The 16,425-nt window shown below is 49.6% G+C and carries 15 protein-coding genes and 1 CRISPR repeat array; of the genes, 9 read left to right on the top strand and 6 right to left on the bottom strand.

From position 1 onward, the window contains the following. Window position 1: 1 nt before the first annotated feature. Window positions 2–759: direct repeats of the CRISPR family, unit length 36 nt; unit sequence GTTCCTAAACCTCTGATGCCACAAGGCGTTGAGCAC. Between the two features lie 210 nt (window positions 760–969). After that, on the top strand, window positions 970–2,880 hold the full coding sequence (gene dxs, locus ACUVQO_RS04460; protein ID WP_445924690.1) for a 1-deoxy-D-xylulose-5-phosphate synthase: 1,911 nt from the start codon (window positions 970–972) through the stop codon (window positions 2,878–2,880). A gap of 66 nt (window positions 2,881–2,946) precedes the next feature. Here dxs and kaiC read toward each other — a convergent pair whose 3' ends face one another. From kaiC to ACUVQO_RS04445, 3 genes are all read right to left on the bottom strand, one after another. After that, entirely contained in the window at window positions 2,947–4,497 is a 1,551-nt protein-coding gene (gene kaiC, locus ACUVQO_RS04455) for a circadian clock protein KaiC (RefSeq protein WP_445924689.1), read from the bottom strand. Between the two features lie 156 nt (window positions 4,498–4,653). Continuing rightward, on the bottom strand, window positions 4,654–4,983 hold the full coding sequence (gene kaiB / locus ACUVQO_RS04450; protein ID WP_445924688.1) for a circadian clock protein KaiB: 330 nt from the start codon (window positions 4,981–4,983) through the stop codon (window positions 4,654–4,656). Beyond that, complete coding sequence (locus ACUVQO_RS04445) at window positions 4,980–5,939, bottom strand: circadian clock protein KaiA (protein ID WP_445924687.1); 960 nt, start codon at window positions 5,937–5,939, stop codon at window positions 4,980–4,982. Before ACUVQO_RS04445 ends, kaiB begins: the two co-directional genes overlap by 4 nt. A 364-nt stretch (window positions 5,940–6,303) precedes the next feature. On the opposite strand from ACUVQO_RS04445, the gene ACUVQO_RS04440 reads away from it, so the two are divergent. After that, the gene (locus ACUVQO_RS04440; RefSeq protein ID WP_445924686.1) at window positions 6,304–9,660 is read left to right on the top strand and encodes an ATP-binding protein; all 3,357 of its coding nucleotides are present in this window, start codon (window positions 6,304–6,306) and stop codon (window positions 9,658–9,660) included. Window positions 9,661–9,787: 127 nt separating this feature from the next. Here the strand turns inward: ACUVQO_RS04440 and trpD are convergent, their stop codons facing one another. Next, entirely contained in the window at window positions 9,788–10,885 is a 1,098-nt protein-coding gene (gene trpD, locus ACUVQO_RS04435) for an anthranilate phosphoribosyltransferase (RefSeq protein WP_445924685.1), read from the bottom strand. A 51-nt stretch (window positions 10,886–10,936) separates the two neighbouring features. Continuing rightward, entirely contained in the window at window positions 10,937–11,362 is a 426-nt protein-coding gene (locus ACUVQO_RS04430; RefSeq protein ID WP_445924684.1) for a thiol-disulfide oxidoreductase DCC family protein, read from the bottom strand. Between the two features lie 183 nt (window positions 11,363–11,545). On the opposite strand from ACUVQO_RS04430, the gene ACUVQO_RS04425 reads away from it, so the two are divergent. From ACUVQO_RS04425 to ACUVQO_RS04410, 4 genes are all read left to right on the top strand, one after another. Further along, window positions 11,546–11,773, top strand: a complete 228-nt coding sequence (locus tag ACUVQO_RS04425; RefSeq protein WP_445924683.1) for an NAD-binding protein — start codon at window positions 11,546–11,548, stop codon at window positions 11,771–11,773. 9 nt (window positions 11,774–11,782) lie between these two features. Then, complete coding sequence (locus tag ACUVQO_RS04420; protein WP_445924682.1) at window positions 11,783–12,184, top strand: hypothetical protein; 402 nt, start codon at window positions 11,783–11,785, stop codon at window positions 12,182–12,184. 110 nt (window positions 12,185–12,294) lie between these two features. Next, window positions 12,295–12,888 (top strand): tRNA-(ms[2]io[6]A)-hydroxylase, encoded by a 594-nt coding sequence (locus ACUVQO_RS04415; RefSeq protein ID WP_445924681.1) that lies wholly within the window; start codon window positions 12,295–12,297, stop codon window positions 12,886–12,888. A gap of 4 nt (window positions 12,889–12,892) precedes the next feature. After that, window positions 12,893–13,399: a GNAT family N-acetyltransferase gene (locus ACUVQO_RS04410; RefSeq protein WP_445924680.1), complete on the top strand. Its 507-nt coding sequence runs from the start codon at window positions 12,893–12,895 to the stop codon at window positions 13,397–13,399. A gap of 30 nt (window positions 13,400–13,429) precedes the next feature. On the opposite strand, the gene cobS is transcribed toward ACUVQO_RS04410, so the two are convergent. Next, window positions 13,430–14,191 carry an adenosylcobinamide-GDP ribazoletransferase gene (gene cobS / locus ACUVQO_RS04405; RefSeq protein WP_445924679.1) on the bottom strand — a complete coding sequence of 254 codons (762 nt, stop codon included), beginning with the start codon at window positions 14,189–14,191 and terminating at the stop codon, window positions 13,430–13,432. Between the two features lie 316 nt (window positions 14,192–14,507). Here cobS and ACUVQO_RS04400 point away from each other — a divergent pair, with 316 nt between their 5' ends. From ACUVQO_RS04400 to ACUVQO_RS04390, 3 genes are all read left to right on the top strand, one after another. Next, window positions 14,508–14,966 carry a hypothetical protein gene (locus tag ACUVQO_RS04400; RefSeq protein WP_445924678.1) on the top strand — a complete coding sequence of 153 codons (459 nt, stop codon included), beginning with the start codon at window positions 14,508–14,510 and terminating at the stop codon, window positions 14,964–14,966. Between the two features lie 587 nt (window positions 14,967–15,553). Then, the gene (locus ACUVQO_RS04395) at window positions 15,554–15,808 is read left to right on the top strand and encodes a hypothetical protein (RefSeq protein WP_445924677.1); all 255 of its coding nucleotides are present in this window, start codon (window positions 15,554–15,556) and stop codon (window positions 15,806–15,808) included. A 53-nt stretch (window positions 15,809–15,861) separates the two neighbouring features. Further along, window positions 15,862–16,419, top strand: coding sequence for a hypothetical protein (locus tag ACUVQO_RS04390; RefSeq protein ID WP_445924676.1), 558 nt, complete (start codon window positions 15,862–15,864; stop codon window positions 16,417–16,419). The last annotated feature ends 6 nt before the right edge of the window (window positions 16,420–16,425 follow it).

Genomic DNA, 16,425 nt, shown 5'->3' with positions numbered 1-16,425 from the left:
TGTTCCTAAACCTCTGATGCCACAAGGCGTTGAGCACAGATTGTTCCAGGCGGGAGGTGGACGTGGGGCGAGGCGACGTTCCTAAACCTCTGATGCCACAAGGCGTTGAGCACTAGCCGGAACCGGAATCAGTTTTTCCGATAACTACAAGTTCCTAAACCTCTGATGCCACAAGGCGTTGAGCACATTCCTACTTCGGTCGCTGTCAAGCAGATCTAGAAGTTCCTAAACCTCTGATGCCACAAGGCGTTGAGCACGAAATTCTCCAGCACGGTTTATCCCTACTGGAGTAACTAGTTCCTAAACCTCTGATGCCACAAGGCGTTGAGCACACAAGTAGAAGCAGACCTATCATCACGCTTCTCAGGTTCCTAAACCTCTGATGCCACAAGGCGTTGAGCACAGTGCTTGAATGGAAACTCTAGGAACCGGAACCTAGGTTCCTAAACCTCTGATGCCACAAGGCGTTGAGCACTTGTCGTTCTTTTTCTGATTCATATGGGAAAGTTGGTTCCTAAACCTCTGATGCCACAAGGCGTTGAGCACGTAAGCTTACTGCGCGGCTTCGTCAAGTACGAAGGTTCCTAAACCTCTGATGCCACAAGGCGTTGAGCACTAAACCCTTTCTTTATAGCTACATTCAGGAATCCTGTTCCTAAACCTCTGATGCCACAAGGCGTTGAGCACACGAGGGTTTCTACTGGGACTGCATACATGTCCCAGGTTCCTAAACCTCTGATGCCACAAGGCGTTGAGCACACTGTGGAAAGTTGGATGGGTCACAATTTCCAAATGCCGGCCCACGGGACTGAAACAAAGTTGCAGACGGGGACACGCTGACGATTGAGAGCAGTCACAATATCAAATCCCGGCCCACGGGACTGAAACGTTTGATTGACAAAGTGCAAATTAGTATGGACAGTGATAAGGGTAAACAAATTCACTGATATGCCATGAGGATATCCCGGTATGCATTTAAGTGAACTGACCCACCCTAATCAGTTACACGGTTTGTCCATTCATCAACTCCAGCAAATTGCTCGTCAAATCCGCGAAAAACATTTGGAGACCGTTGCAGCCACTGGTGGACACCTTGGTCCTGGCTTAGGAGTGGTAGAATTAACAATCGCTCTGTATCAAACACTCGATCTTGATCGTGACAAAGTTATCTGGGATGTTGGGCATCAGGCATACCCCCACAAGTTGCTGACCGGGCGTTATTCTCAATTTCACACCTTGCGGCAGAAAAATGGAATTGCAGGTTACCTAAAGCGCTGTGAAAGCAAGTTTGACCACTTTGGCGCTGGCCACGCTTCCACTAGCATCTCGGCAGCCCTGGGGATGGCTCTGGCCCGTGATATGCAGGGTGAAAAGTTTAAAGTTGTGGCTGTCATTGGTGATGGTGCCTTAACCGGAGGTATGGCTCTGGAAGCCATTAATCATGCAGGTCACCTGCCTAAAACCAACCTGCTAGTCGTGCTGAATGATAACGAAATGTCGATTTCTCCCAATGTGGGAGCGATTCCTCGCTATCTCAACAAACTCCGCCTCAGCCCCCCGGTACAGTTTCTGACCGATAATCTGGAAGAACAGTTTAAACACCTGCCTTTTGTGGGAGATTCCCTGGCTCCGGAGTTGGGGCGTGTGAAAGAAGGGATGAAACGGTTAGCCGTTCCCAAGGTCGGGGCTGTCTTTGAAGAGCTGGGATTTACCTACATTGGACCGATCGATGGTCACAATCTGGAGGAATTGATCAGCACCTTCCAGCAAGCTCATCAACATCCTGGCCCGGTGCTGGTGCATGTGGCCACTGTGAAGGGCAAAGGTTACGAAATTGCAGAACAAGATCAGGTGGGATACCATGCCCAGAATCCGTTTAACTTGGCCACTGGCAAAGCGATACCATCCAGCAAGCCCAAACCGCCCAGCTATTCTAAAGTGTTTGGTGAAACCCTCACCAAGATTGCCGAAAATAACCCCCGTGTCGTCGGCATCACCGCAGCAATGGCAACGGGTACAGGATTGGATATTCTTCAAAAACGAGTTCCTAATCAATACATTGATGTTGGGATTGCGGAACAACACGCAGTGACGCTAGCGGCAGGGTTGGCCTGTGAGGGAATGCGTCCGGTAGCCACCATTTACTCCACCTTCCTGCAACGCGCCTTTGATCAGATCGTTCACGACGTTTGTATCCAGAATCTCCCAGTGTTCTTTTGTATGGATCGGGCCGGAATCGTGGGAGCCGATGGGCCGACTCATCAGGGAATGTATGACATTGCTTATCTGCGCTGTATTCCCAATATGGTGCTGATGGCTCCCAAAGATGAGGCCGAACTGCAACGCATGGTGGCTACTGGCATTCAGTACACCGATGGCCCGATCGCCCTCCGTTATCCCAGAGGCAATGGCTATGGTGTGCCGTTGATGGAAGAAGGCTGGGAGCCGCTGCCGATTGGTAAGGGAGAACTATTACGCCACGGGGATGACATTCTACTGGTGGCCTATGGGTCGATGGTGTACCCCTCGATGCAGGTAGCCGAAATTCTCCATGAGCATGGGATTGGAGCAACAGTGGTCAACGCCCGGTTCGCTAAACCTCTGGATACCGACCTGATCCTGCCCCTAGCGGGAAAAATCGGTCGGGTGGTGACTTTTGAGGAAGGTTGCTTACCGGGAGGATTTGGCTCTGCGGTGGCAGAAGCTCTGCTGGATGCAGATATCATGGTGCCAGTAATCCGTATTGGAGTCCCCGATCAGTTAGTGGATCATGCTAGCCCGGATGAGTCCAAGGCGGATCTAGGATTGCTGCCTGACCAGATGGTCGATCGCATTTTGCAGAAGTATTTCAGCAAACAAGCCACTGCAGCGATCGCCTAATTTCTTAAAAAGCCAAAAGGCAGAGGGCAGAAAGATGGGATTCTAGTATCCTCTGCCCTCGTCTCGTTATTCCTTATCTCGTTGCACCGCTCGAACAATGCGGGACAGTTCCGATTTTTCATCCACAGAAATCCGGGTGGGAGAACCACTGATAATCCGTTCAAAGTTGCGGAAGGAGTCCCTAATTTCGGGGCCATGATCGCTAATCGTGTACTCCCGGATGCCCTTGTCATGCCAGGAACCACGCATCTTAAAGACATTAATGGCACGAGACATTTCACCACGAATTTCCACATACTGCAACATCAAAATTGTGTCGGTAATGGTGGAAATGTGAGAGTCCGTAATGGAGTGCGATCCCATGAATTGATCGGTGGTGTTGGTGAAGAAACCCGTAATTTCTTCTTGCTTGGCGAACCCCGTCACCCCAATAACAAACTGACGAAACGCGTTGTTACTGACCCCTCGGGCTAGAGCTGAGAGAGAATCAATCGCAATCCGGGACGGTTTAAACTCTGAAATTTCCTGCTTAATGATTTGCAGGTGATCTTCCAACCCTGCCGATTCCGGGTATGCACAAAGAATTTTCAGTAGCCCTTTTTGCTCCAGATCTTCAAAATCAATGCCCCAGGAGTAGGCATTCCGAGAAAGCTGGGCACGGGATTCTTCATAGGCAAACAGCATTGCCCGTTCACCCCGGTTGCAGCCTTCCTGCAGAAACTTGCTGACCAGTAAGGTTTTGCCCGTTCCTGTAGCTCCGGTTGCCAGGATGATGGAGTCTTTGAAAAAGCCACCGCCACACATTTCGTCTAGGGTTTTAACACCAGAAGATACCCGCACATTCGACGATCGCTGGGTCAGCCTCATGGCTCCTAACGGGAAGATGTTGATGCCTTGATTGGTAATCGTAAAGGGATATTCCCCTTTCATATGAGTAGTGCCACGCAGCTTGAGAATTTCGATCGTCCGGCGACGGCGTTCTCCTTCCAGCACATTACGGACGATCACCACATTATCCGAGACAAACTCTTCCACTCCGAAGCGAGCGACTGGGCCATATTCCTCTACCCGCTCCGTAGTCATGATAGTAGTGGCTCCGACCTGCTTCAAGCGAGCAACCAGGCGAAAGATCTCGCGCCTCACCACAGAAGCAGCATCGTACTGTTGAAATACGGCAGTCACTGAGTCGATCGATACTCGCTTGGCCTTATACTTACGGATAGCGTATTGGATACGTTCAATCAACGCAGAAAGGTCGAAGTTTCCCACAATATCCTGACCTTCGGGATCGGGCGAGGCATCCAGGATAAACAACTTCCCTTCATCTACGAACTTTTGTAAATCCCAACCAAGACTAAAGGCGTTTTTGATGATATCTGCCGGAGATTCTTCAAAGGTAACAAATACACTAGGTTCATCAAAATAAGTAATTCCGTTATAGAGAAATTGAATAGCCAGCAGGGTTTTTCCGGTACCCGAAGTACCACTCACTAGAGTTGTTCTGCCAACAGGTAATCCACCATGACTGATATCGTCAAATCCCTCAATCATGGTACGAATTTTGTGGACTCCGGATGCATTCATCCCTCCAACGGCGCTTGGGTTAAGTTGATTCATGGTGGTTAAATGACTACTAATTCTAGATTTAATAAAAAAAAGATGTATGAGAAATAAAGGATCAGGGCTGATTCAGAGGGGCTTTCAGTTACTTCAATTTCAGAGCCAAAGGTTCTCTGCTGAAGAAACACCCGTTTTCTGACTGCACTTAATTGATCAGTCAGACTCCTGCTGCATTGTATTTTCTTCGTCCCGCAACTCTTCATAGAGCAAATCAAGGCCAATCAATACCTTTTCTCGATCAGACAGATCTCCAATAATCTTACGGACTGGAGGGGGCAAAATTTTGGCCAGAGTCGGAGTTGCCAAGATTTTATCTTCTTCTGCGAGTTGAGGATTTTTCAAGACATCAATCACTTTCAGGGCATACACCCCTTGAAATTCTTCTTCAAGAATCGTGTTCAAGGTCTTTAAAGCCCGAATAGAGTTTGGTGTATTTCCAGCAACATAGAGTTTGAGGACGTAGATTTTTTTCAGAGGACTCATAGATTCTCGTCTTTAAGATTTCCTGGTATAGAACGTCGATACATTTCACATAGGTGAGCGATGACATCAATCAGGGTCAGGCGATAATCTAGCAGGATTTCCTCGCTACGACCCTCCAATTTTAGCTGCTTGGAAAACTCGTCCATGAGATTCATGTGAATCTCTACAATTTGTGCCGTGGGAATGTCAGCGAAAAAGGCCATATTTACGAAGTTGTCGATCTTTTGATTGAGGGTGCCGTCTTCCAGGAAGTAGCAAAGAACGATACTCCGATAGTCCTCCCTCAGCTTTTCCAGCAATTCCTGCTTTTCGTCGGCAGGAAGATGACGGAGAAAATTTTGCGGATTCCGTTTAAAGTACACGCCCAGGTATCCTAGCCGTTCTTTTAATTTCTCGCTCAATCGGTGCTGCTGCTGCTGCAAAGAAGTTCGCTCCGATTCCGAGCTAACTTCAGCGGTGGGTGTAGCCCTGGTAACATGACAGGCAGGAGACAAGTTGATAAAGCGAGCGATCGCCTGATCAACATAGTGGCTAATATTGTTTGACTCAGTAACAGGCATAGAAACTTCAGCAATGTGGTACGTAAAGAAGCTTTCTTCTGCCTCTGCAGGAGCTTGATCTGGCGGAGTGGCTGGACTCGCGCCGTCTGCTAGGATAATCGATTGATCGATTGAATTTTCCGAGGGAATAATTACAGCCGGAAGTAACGTCACATGGCGATATAACCAGTTCACCAGATAGGGCAGGTTATTGTCTCCTTGCAGGATCAGGCAATCCAGATGCTGCTTCTCTTGTTCAATAAATCTGCAAAATTCTTCATTAGAGCGGAGAATTGTGATTTGGTACTGGACTTCCGTGGTGGAATCAGCTTGCGGTGGGTGACTCAATGCGTCTGAAATCGCCTGAGCCAGAGTATCGGAAAACAGAAGAGCGCAAATTGAAAGTCGGGGATGCAAGGGTCGTTTGGGGAACGAAAGCAAAAAACAAGTGCAAGGATAGAACCAGGTGAAGCAGAAACCTTAATACTTTATTAAGGCCCAACTTTAATTAATTATAATCGTCTTCCGGTAGCCTCTAATTCCAGAGCCATAATTGGAAGTGTCAAACCAAGTCCAGCTAGAGAACGGTTGTTTTCCCATAACAGAAAATACGGCTCTGGATGTGGACAGGGTTTATTTTGGGATCATTTGTCAGAAGCCGTTTGCTGATTGCCACTCGTTCGCCTTTAAAACCAACATTGATAAAACCAACAGTTAGTTATAAAACCAACATTTAGTAGCCGTTCAGTACTTCAGTGCTGTTTCTCACAGCAGGTTGGGCATGATTGCAAGTAATCTCGTCCTCAAAGAATTCATCCAACCGATCCTTACCTGCCCAGGAAACATTAGCGTTAGGGACGTGTTGGATTTGATGACTCGCTATCCAAATCAGCCACTGGCATTGGTCAATGACCGCCAGGAGCCGCTAGGTCTGGTATCGCTTGGTCAGCTATTGAGCTATCTCAAAAGCCAGAAATGGTTTACCTCCAGGCGCTCTCAAATGGCGATCGCGGCTTTGCACACTCCCTTGCAGACCCTCTCCTCCATACTTCTGCAACCTCTGACGGCTGTACCCGCAAGCTGGACATTAGCTCAATTTCTGACTGAACTGCGATCGCAGCAGTCCATAAATTATGTGGCTGTGAACTCAGAGGGACAGTTATTAGGGCTACTAGATGGCTTTACGATTTTGCAACAGCTTGCCCTGCAAGAGTCAGAATCCGCGATCGCAATCCAGCCCGATCGTCAGATGACCTGTTCCCTGGTTCTCCCTGTACTGACTGAGAGAGAGCATCAGGCTTGTACCGTGCAGTTGGAGGACATCCTGCGGCAACGATGGCCCCAGAAAAGTGAGGCTAAGGAATCCTTACAGTTTTCCAATCCCCCCCATGGCTCTGTTGCATCGGCTTTACCATTAGTTTTATTTCATTCCTGGATAAAATTACTGGAGCATCTCCCCCTGCCTGTTATGCTACAAACCAGTAGCGGTCAGGTGCTGATGCAGAATTCTCGCTGGTGCCGTCTGGTTGGAGCCTTATCAGATCCAACCCATCTCCGGCAAGAAGCTGCACCTTGGCTGGAGGGAACAGAAGTCTCGCCTCCCAATGCCGCCGAGCCATCCCTGTGTCATATCGGTTCTACTCCAGACACCTGTGTTTGTGCCTGTGCCTTGAAAAACGGTCAGGAACAGGTCTTACAATTTGTCAAAATCTCCCTGGGTACCCTGCTGCCCGACTGGCGAGTGAACTCGTCTAGTGCAACTTTGGAAACTCAACGCCAGCCAGATATAGACCCCCATCTGGCGGCATCAACCTCTGCACGAGACAGCTTTCGATTAGCTACGTTAACCGCTAAAGAAACACCGAACTTGGACGAGGCTAAACCTGCCGGAGAACCACTCTGGTTGGTCTTAGCCCAGGATTTGACCGAACAACAGCAGTTGGCTAGGGAACTCACAGCTAAAAATGCTGATCTGGTACAACTCAATCGCCTCAAGGATGAGTTTCTGGCCTGTATCAGCCATGAACTGAAGACCCCTCTGACGGCTGTTTTAGGGCTATCTACACTGCTCAAAGACCAGACCCTGGGAGAACTGAATAATCGTCAAGTTCGCTATGCCCAATTGATTTACCAGAGCAGCCGTCACTTGATGGCCGTTGTGAATAACATTCTGGATCTCACCCGAATTGAAACTGGCCAGTTAGAACTGTTGTTTGAGCCAGTCAATATTCAAATCGTCTGCCAGCGAGCGTTTGAGCAAGCCAAGCAGGCTAGGATGATTGAGCACAAAATGGGTGAACCGTTGACAGAAGATGTATTAAATGCTCAGTTCACACTGGAGATTGAACCGGGTCTGGATATCCTGGTGGCAGATGAAGTCCGGTTGCGACAAATGCTGCTGAATTTGTTATCCAATGCCCTCAAATTTACTGAAATTGGCCATCCGATCGGCTTGAAGGTAAATCACTGGGGGGGCTGGATTGCCTTTACCGTCTGGGATACGGGGATTGGCATCGCGGCTGAAAAACAACACCTGGTTTTCCAAAAGTTTCAACAACTGGAAAATCCTCTGACTCGCCAGTTTGAAGGAGCCGGATTGGGGTTGGTGTTAACTCGCCGATTGGCCAGACTGCATGGAGGCGATGTCACCTTCCTTTCCCAGGAAGGCCAGGGCAGCCAATTCACGATCCTGCTCCCCCCAGTTCCCCCGGAGAAAACGCCTCTAGCTCCCACTAGAGAAGATCAGGAGGGAGCCGAAGTGGCTCACTGGACAGCCCGCTACCCTGGGGGACGGGTACCTCTGCACACCCAAACAGGTCTTTCTGGCAATAATCTTTCTGGAGAGCCGATCGCCCCCCTCAGAACAGCCTCCCCCAACCGCTTGGTCTTACTGGTAGAAACGGCTCCCCCCTGTATCGAACTGCTGACCGATCAGCTAACGGGATTAGGTTATCAGGTCGTTGTGGCCCGCTCTGGAACTGAAGCGATCGAGAAAGTTCGCCGTCTTCAACCCTGTGTGATTTTGCTGAATCCAATCCTGCCCCTGCTCTCCGGATGGGACGTACTGACGCTGCTTAAGTCAAAGCCTGATACTCAGCAGATTCCAGTCATCCTCACCGCGATGGGACGGGATGAACAACAGGGCGATCGGAATCAGGCAGATGGTTTTTTGAGTCTGCCTGTCTCTACCACCACTCTCCAACAAACCCTCCAGCAGGTTCTCGCCACAACGGTCAGTCTTCTGGCTACTCCTCGTGCTTCCGCCTATTCCACTATTCTCTACTTTCACTTTGACTTGATCGGCGAAACGGAAGTGTCTCCTGCAGCCCAGTTAACCCAGTTTTTGCAACAGCACCACTTCCGTATCCTGCAATCTGATGATCTGAGGCAGGCTGACCTACTGGCCCGAGTTTGGCAACCCAAAATAATCATGCTAGATCGCTCCCTCCCTGATCCCTCACTTTTTCTGCAGCAGTTTAAGGACTACCCTGGCTTAACCGCCCTACCTCTCGTGACTCTGGATGCAGAAACCACGCGATTAGCCAACCAGATTCCTGGCTTACAGGTCTTTCCCTGTTTAGCCCCTGATGTGTCCAGTCCTGCATTAACGGCAGGCGAATCCCTGGATTACTCAACCTTATTGCAAGTACTCCAGATTGCAGAGGGATGTATGCGACAGTCCCGGATTCTGGCGATCGATCCGGCGGCCCTGTCTGTTCAGCCAGAAGTAAAGAATCCTGCCCATCTGCCTGCTCAAACGCAGCAAGAGTTTCCCCAGGAATCAGAGTGGTTGCAGGCACTCATTCAATATTTGCAAACAGCTGGTTTTAGAGGGTTGCTGGGTCAATCCTGGCAGGACGTTCTGCAACAGGTGAAAGCTCAAAGTGTAGATTTACTGCTAGTTTGCTGGACAGACGCGGCACTACAAACCCTGGTCTTGGAGCGGCTATCTACGCTCAAAACCCAGGATCCCAGACCACCGATCCTGGTGTTGGATCATCGAGAATGCCAGGATACCCCCCTACCTGCTCTACCGTCGGTAATTGAGGAACTTGCGACCCAAATTCTCACCCCACCGATCGCCATGAGCGAGTTATTAGCTCAGATTCATCAAGCATTAGGCGAACAGCAGATGTAGCAGCAGTTAATCTCATTGCTGCTTGCCCTTGCAGGGAAGATGAATTGGTGGACGACTTAAACCAAGTCCAGCTAGGGAAAGGTCGTTTTTCGATCAGAGAAACTACGGTTCTGAACTTGGACAAGGTTTATTTCAGGAAGGCCACCAGTTGTTCCAATTTTTCCCAGGCAGCACCACTGTTTAAAATTTCTTTAGCTAAAGAAATTCCTTTCAGGTAGGGATTTGGCAGATCAGGGAGTGCTTCACCAACCTGAAGGGCCAGGGCGGCATTGAAGGCGACAACATCCTGCTGGGCACGGGTTCCTTTTCCTTGCAGAACTGCTTTCAAAATGTCTGCATTGTGCTGCACATCCCCACCAGCGATCGCACTTAGTGGGGCAGGCTCCAGTCCCAGTTCCGTAGGATAGAGGGTGGCCGTGTGTACCTGACCTGCGGCTAAGACGGCCATATCAGTGGCATCGCCAAGACCCGCTTCATCCAACTGTTCTCGACCATGCAGTACGATCGCTCGTTGAGTGCCAAGTTGATTCAAAGCCTGGGCGATCGTTGCCAGCAAGGCAGAATCAAAGACCCCAATCACCTGGCCAGTCGGACGCATCGGATTTACCAACGGCCCCAGGAAGTTAAACACAGTACGAACTCCCAACGTTCGCCGCATAGGAGCCACCACCTTCAAGGCAGGATGCCAACCCGGTGCAAACAAAAATGTAATGCCAATCGCCTCCACTGCCGCCTGAATCTTTTCTGCTGGAGCCGTCAGATTCACCCCCAGGGCTTCTAGCACATCTGCGGAGCCGACCCGACTGGAGGCCGATCGATTCCCATGTTTAGCAACAGGAATTCCCGCTGCCGCTGCGATAAAGGCAACTGCGGTGGAAATATTGAACGTTCCAGCCCCATCTCCTCCCGTACCACAGGTATCGATCAGGGGGGTGGGGAGTGGGCAGTGGGCAGTGGGAAGACAGGAGGCTTGCTGCTGCAGTACTCTTGCCATCCCCGCTAATTCTTCTGCCGATACCCCTTTGGCCTGAATCGCTGCCAGGATTGCTCCAGATAGAACTGGCGGCACTTTCTCGGTCAGCCACCCCTGCATCAATTTTGCAGCCTGATCGGGGGCAAGAGAGTGACGATCCAGCAGCTGCTTAAGTAACTCAGACCAAATTGTTGGATCCTCCAGCGAGGAGGCGTCAAGAACAATCTCAGACGTTGATGCGCTTTGTACCACAGGTCGAAGGGAAACTAGGAGATAGAAAGCATCCTATCAGAGAGTGGGGGACTAGGAGACCCTTGATCCCATGCGGCAATTTTCAGCGTCACAAACAGGATATTGAGAATGATACGTACGGTCGCGTTTGCCAAACAGGGTATAGCGATTGTCACGCATCTGTTCATAAATGCGATCGCCACTCCACTTCAGACCCGGTAAAGCCCGGTACGCGGCAACAAATAGATTTCCAGCAGGTAGCAAGTTGCCAATTTCCTCAGCCGCCGCACTTCCCTGCCAGCGCCGTTCTGGACGATCAGCATCTAATAGAATCATGCCGCGTTCACAATCCTGAGCCGTAATTTGGAACTGGCCCAAAGCCTTTTCATCTTGCATCGGAATATAGAGAAATCGCTGTCCCCGATCAAAGGTTTCCAGCCATTGCACCAGCGTGACACAGAGATTGCAGTTGCCATCATAAATAACGTAATAACTCATAATAAATAGCGTTTCAGCCAGGAACTCTCTTCTATGGTAAACAGGCTACTCGTGTTTGCGGCTACAGTTCGTTGGCAATGACTGATCGAGAATAATGGTTTACCAGAATAGCGGTTTAAGCAAAGCGTGGGCGATCGGGGAATCTGATGGGAGTGTTTGTGGCTGATTCAGATGTCTCTAGACATGAAATCTAAAATTATTGTTTGTGGCCTGGATTCTACAGGACACAAGGTTTTTCGGTTGTTAAAACAACATGGTGCGTATGTCATTGGTATCCACAACCGTCCCCTTGCAGGAGAAGGAGACGATGTGATTATTGGCGATTTACAGGCGGCTGAGACATTACTGGAGGCGGGGATCCGGGAAGCCCAAACGCTGATTCTGGCCACCAGTGAAGATGGAGTGAATTGAAGTGTGCTAATGCAGGCCAGAGTGCTGAATCCTCGCATTCGGATTATCAATCGCCTGTTTAATACCAGTCTAGGAGAACAGTTGGATGCTATGCTGCCCGACCATATCACCATGAGTGTGGCAGCATTGTCAGCTCCTATCTTTGCCTTTTCAGCCCTGGGTAATGTAGCGATCGGCCAACTGAAACTGTTTAACCAAACCTGGCCAATTCATCAAATTCATATTGATGAATCCCACCCCTGGCGAGGGCGACCGTTAAGCGAGTTGTGGGAAGATCGCGATCGCATGTTGATTTATTACCTGCCCGCCAATGGACACCTGGATTTGGTGAGTGGAGTCATTCAGGGATTATCGTTGCAGGTGGGAGACTGCTTGATCATCGGCACGAAACCCACAGTTCGTATCGGCTAGAGCAACTTTGGCAGGCCACTCCCTCACTGTTTATGCGATCGATGTAGAATCAATCTTTGCTGGATTACCCTGAAATAGAGAGTGGGGAATAAAAAGCAGGGAAGGAAAGAATGACGGCTGGTACTCCGATTAAGTTTCTCAAGCAACCAACCTCAGAAGCCTGGATTGAGCAGGCATTGGCAAATCTGAATACAATTTTGCTGGATCACTCCCACTGTGAGCGCAAAGCGGCTGGAGTTGCCATTAATCTGATGTTTCGCTATCCCTCGAATACCAAACTGGTGCGATCGTTGACGGCGATCGCGCAGGAAGAACTGGAACACTTTGATCAGGTAAACCAGATCCTGGAGCAACGGGGCATTCCTCTTGGGCCACTGGCCGCACCTCCCTATGGAGCCAGTTTAAATAAACAAATTCGGCCCCAGGAACCCGATCGTCTGCTGGATTCTCTCTTGATTTCCGGTCTGATTGAGGCCCGCAGCCATGAGCGATTGGGACTGCTAGCCAGTCATTGTCCCGATCAGGAATTGACCCGCTTCTATCGTGGCTTAATGGCTTCGGAAGCCCGCCATTATGGCATCTACTGGCTGCTGGCAACGACCTATTACGACCGGGATGTGGTCAATCAACGGTTGCAAGAACTGGCCATCGTGGAAAGTGAGTTATTAGCCACCCTACATCCAGAACCCAGAATCCACAGCTAGGGATATGCAGCACTACTATCAAACGTTTTTGATTCGGGACTGGCAACCGGACGATCGTGAACCGGCAGCAGCAGTCATTCATTCTGTCCTGACAGAGTACGGGCTGGCCTGGGAACCAGAAGGAGCTGACCAGGATGTGTTGAACGTGGAAGCCTGCTACCTGAAACGGCAGGGAGAGTTCTGGGTGATTGAGCAGCAGGGAAATCTGGTAGGCACAGGAGCCTATTATCCGATTCACCGGGGATATAAAGCGGTCGAAATTCGCAAGATGTATCTACGGCCAGAAGTTCGGGGGCAGGGATTAGGACGATTTCTGCTGCGCCAGTTGGAAACGGCGATCGCGGCCCACGGCTTTGCTGAAATTTGGGTTGAAACGGCCAGTGCCCTGAAGGAAGCCGTAGTTCTCTATGAAACCAGTGGCTACGAACCAGCAACGAGAGTGGAGACGGCCCGGTGCGATCGAGTATATGTCAAGCGGATCGGGAAATCACAGAGGACAAAGGACAGATGACCAAGGACAACAGAACAGCCCCAAATCCCCTCACCTCAGTAGCACAGTTGCCAAAACCAATACCAGGGCTTCCGTCCATTCAACGATCGCCCCGTAGGTATCCCCTGTTTGACCACCCAGCTTGTAATTGAACCAGGCTCCTGTCAGCAGGGCGATCGTACTGCCACTCAGGGCCATTGCGACTGCCGATTGCCAACTGATAACATGGAACCCTACCAGTAAACCACTCCACCCCAAAAGCAGCAACAATGAAGGAACCGCTTCCCACAGGGAATGAATGGCAGCTTTGTGGAAGGCTCCTTTACCTTCTGGTTTGAGGTAGGGATCACGAGCGATCGCCACCAGTTGTCCCCAGCGGCCCCAGCCTGCGGCTCCCACCAGAGCAAACCAGCGGTCAGAGTCCAGACTGACCAGAGCGGTGGTTTTGAGAAGCAGAATGGCGATCGCGGCCATTACCCCAAAGGCTCCCGTTCGGCTATCGGCCATCACCTCCAACCGGCGTTGGGGATCCAGCACGGCCAGTCCATCTGCGGTATCCATTGCGCCATCCAGATGCAGGCCACCTGTAATTGTCAGCCAGAGCAGAACCAGGATGGCACTTCGTACCAGGATTGGCATTCCTGCCACCTGTAAGATTTGATCGATCGCCCCTAGCGCACCACCGATTCCCAGGCCAATTCCAGGTGCCCAACGAGCAATTCCGTGAAAATTGAGAGGCAGCCGTTGCGGAACAGGTACGCATGTATAAAAGGCCAGGGCACCTAAACCTGTTAAAACGAGCGATCGCAACATTTTCGTTATGGAAGTTTAATCTTCCTACCTTGCTTAAAAGTTGGCAAGCTACATTTAGTGGAAAGAATTTGAAGATATAACCAGATGTAGAGGAAGTTTAAAATCTAGCATTTGACCGACTAATTTCAATTGATCTCGCTGCGGCCAGCCAAAAATCTTGGAGTAAAATTAGTTCATGCGCCATCAACCCCTGCCCCTCACACTATTGCTCCTTACTACATCCTTATTCCTACGTCAACGGCCAGTTTTTTTAATGACCTTGGCTGGGTTTAATGCTCAAGTTTCAGGCTTGTTTTAGTTCAGAGGCTATCTCTCCATGAGTTATGAACACCTTCCTGGCAGTAAGCGATCGATCGCTCCCTGCATTATTGATGCTGGCACAATCGTCAACAAGCAGGATATGCATAGACTTCTTACTGACTTAGGGCGAGTGCGCTACGTACATACCCAGGATGGGATCCTGACCAGTCAGGGAGAGGGTTATATTCTCGAAGTGTTTGCAGATCCCCAGCGTTCTACTCTGGTAGCCAATCATGCCCTCTACTTGAATGTTCATAGTTTTGACTGTTTAGAACTGGGGCAATCTCCTGATCATCAACCCTATTTTGATTTGATTCAGGATAGTCGCACGCTCCGTCTCATTCCCCTATCTAATCCCTTATTGGATCAGCATCAGCGAGAACTCAATGTCGCTGCACTTGAAGCAGTTGTTGCAGAAGTCTTATCTGCGAATTGGGATGTTCAGATTGATGACGATGAGCAGTTCTCTTTCTGAATAGACCGTAAAACTCCTGATTAATTGACAAAACTCACATCCCCTCATTTCTGCCCCTTCTCCCCGTAGAAGAAGGGGCAGCCAATTCAGATTTGGCTCCCGCTCTTGTATGTACAAGGTAGCTCCTGTGGGAAAAGGTAGTTCGGGCGGTAGTTTAACCAGATCTATTCATTGGCAAGTATTTATACCTTTAAGTTATCGACTTTTGTCAAGAATTCATGAAGGTAATATTTTTTACTTAGACGATAGGTAGTATCAAATTTCATCAGGATTCTATCCCCCCTAAGAATGATGACAGTCTTAAGCTTTTCTATCTAAACGAAAGACTGACTTAGAGGATAGTTTACAGTTGCTTCTACTCTGTAAGTAAAATTTTTGGCTTCGACTCGATTGCAATGTCAGTACCTTCTCTTTTCGATACAGCGCCCCCGATTTTTTTGGAGGGCAGCGCTTTAGAGCGTTCACTTCCGTCATCCGAATACTTTTCTAATCCAGGTTTTGATCGGGCTCATTCAATTTCTATCAACCAGCCACTTCAGTTTGGGGCTTCTGGCTTTTCCTGGTGCTCCTGTTCGGCTGCTACCCATTTGCATACAGCACCACCAACTGCTCAATATGCCCGACCGGAGCCACCTGTAGCTAATCTTGTGATTCCGGCAACAGATTCTACTCTTGTCAGTGATCCCAACAGTTCTGAAAGTAGCAAATCTGAAACCGATCGCCTCTCTACTCCTGAGGTTGAATTTTCTGCCAGTGCTTCTTATACTTCTGACCCAATCACCATTAGCCAGTTATCCTTTAGTTTTCGAGAGGGGCGAGTGGAACCTTCCAAATTCAACTGAATCAGGCTCCAACTTCCAACGTTACCCTCACTTTCACAGGCGGAGATTTTTTAGTGGTGGATGCAGACGGCGATCTGCGCAACGGCACTCAAATCAGTCTCACGATTATCCCAGAAACCTGGCAACAGGCCCGCACTGTCTGGTTTATTGCAGAAGCTGATTCTGCAAGTACCGATCGCACCTCCGGCAATACGATTTGTTATTCCCTCAGTGGCGGACTTACGTTCAACGGTGTATATGACCTGGGGACGATCGCTAATACTTATGCACCGGATCCCACTCGCTTCAACATTGACCTGGACTTCCGCAACGATTTCCTGGGCTTCTGGACTCCGGAACGACAGGCGATCGCCCAGAAAGCTGCCAATGATTGGGCAAATTGGATTGCCGATTGCTGGAGCGGTTTGCAGCTGAATGACGCCATTCAGTTGATAGACAACGGCTTCCCTAGCCAATCGACTTTCATGACCAAACGGTATGTTGACGATGTAGTGGTATTTGTCAATGCCATCAGTTCAGGTGGACTGATCGGGGGGTATGGTGGCCCAGAATATGAATTTGGTGGCTGGATCACACCCAATGGCACGGGATCTATGCCACGAGTGGGATAGATTGCG

This window comes from Leptodesmis sp., assembly GCF_052746595.1.
This window is presented reverse-complemented; position numbering and strand designations above follow the sequence as displayed.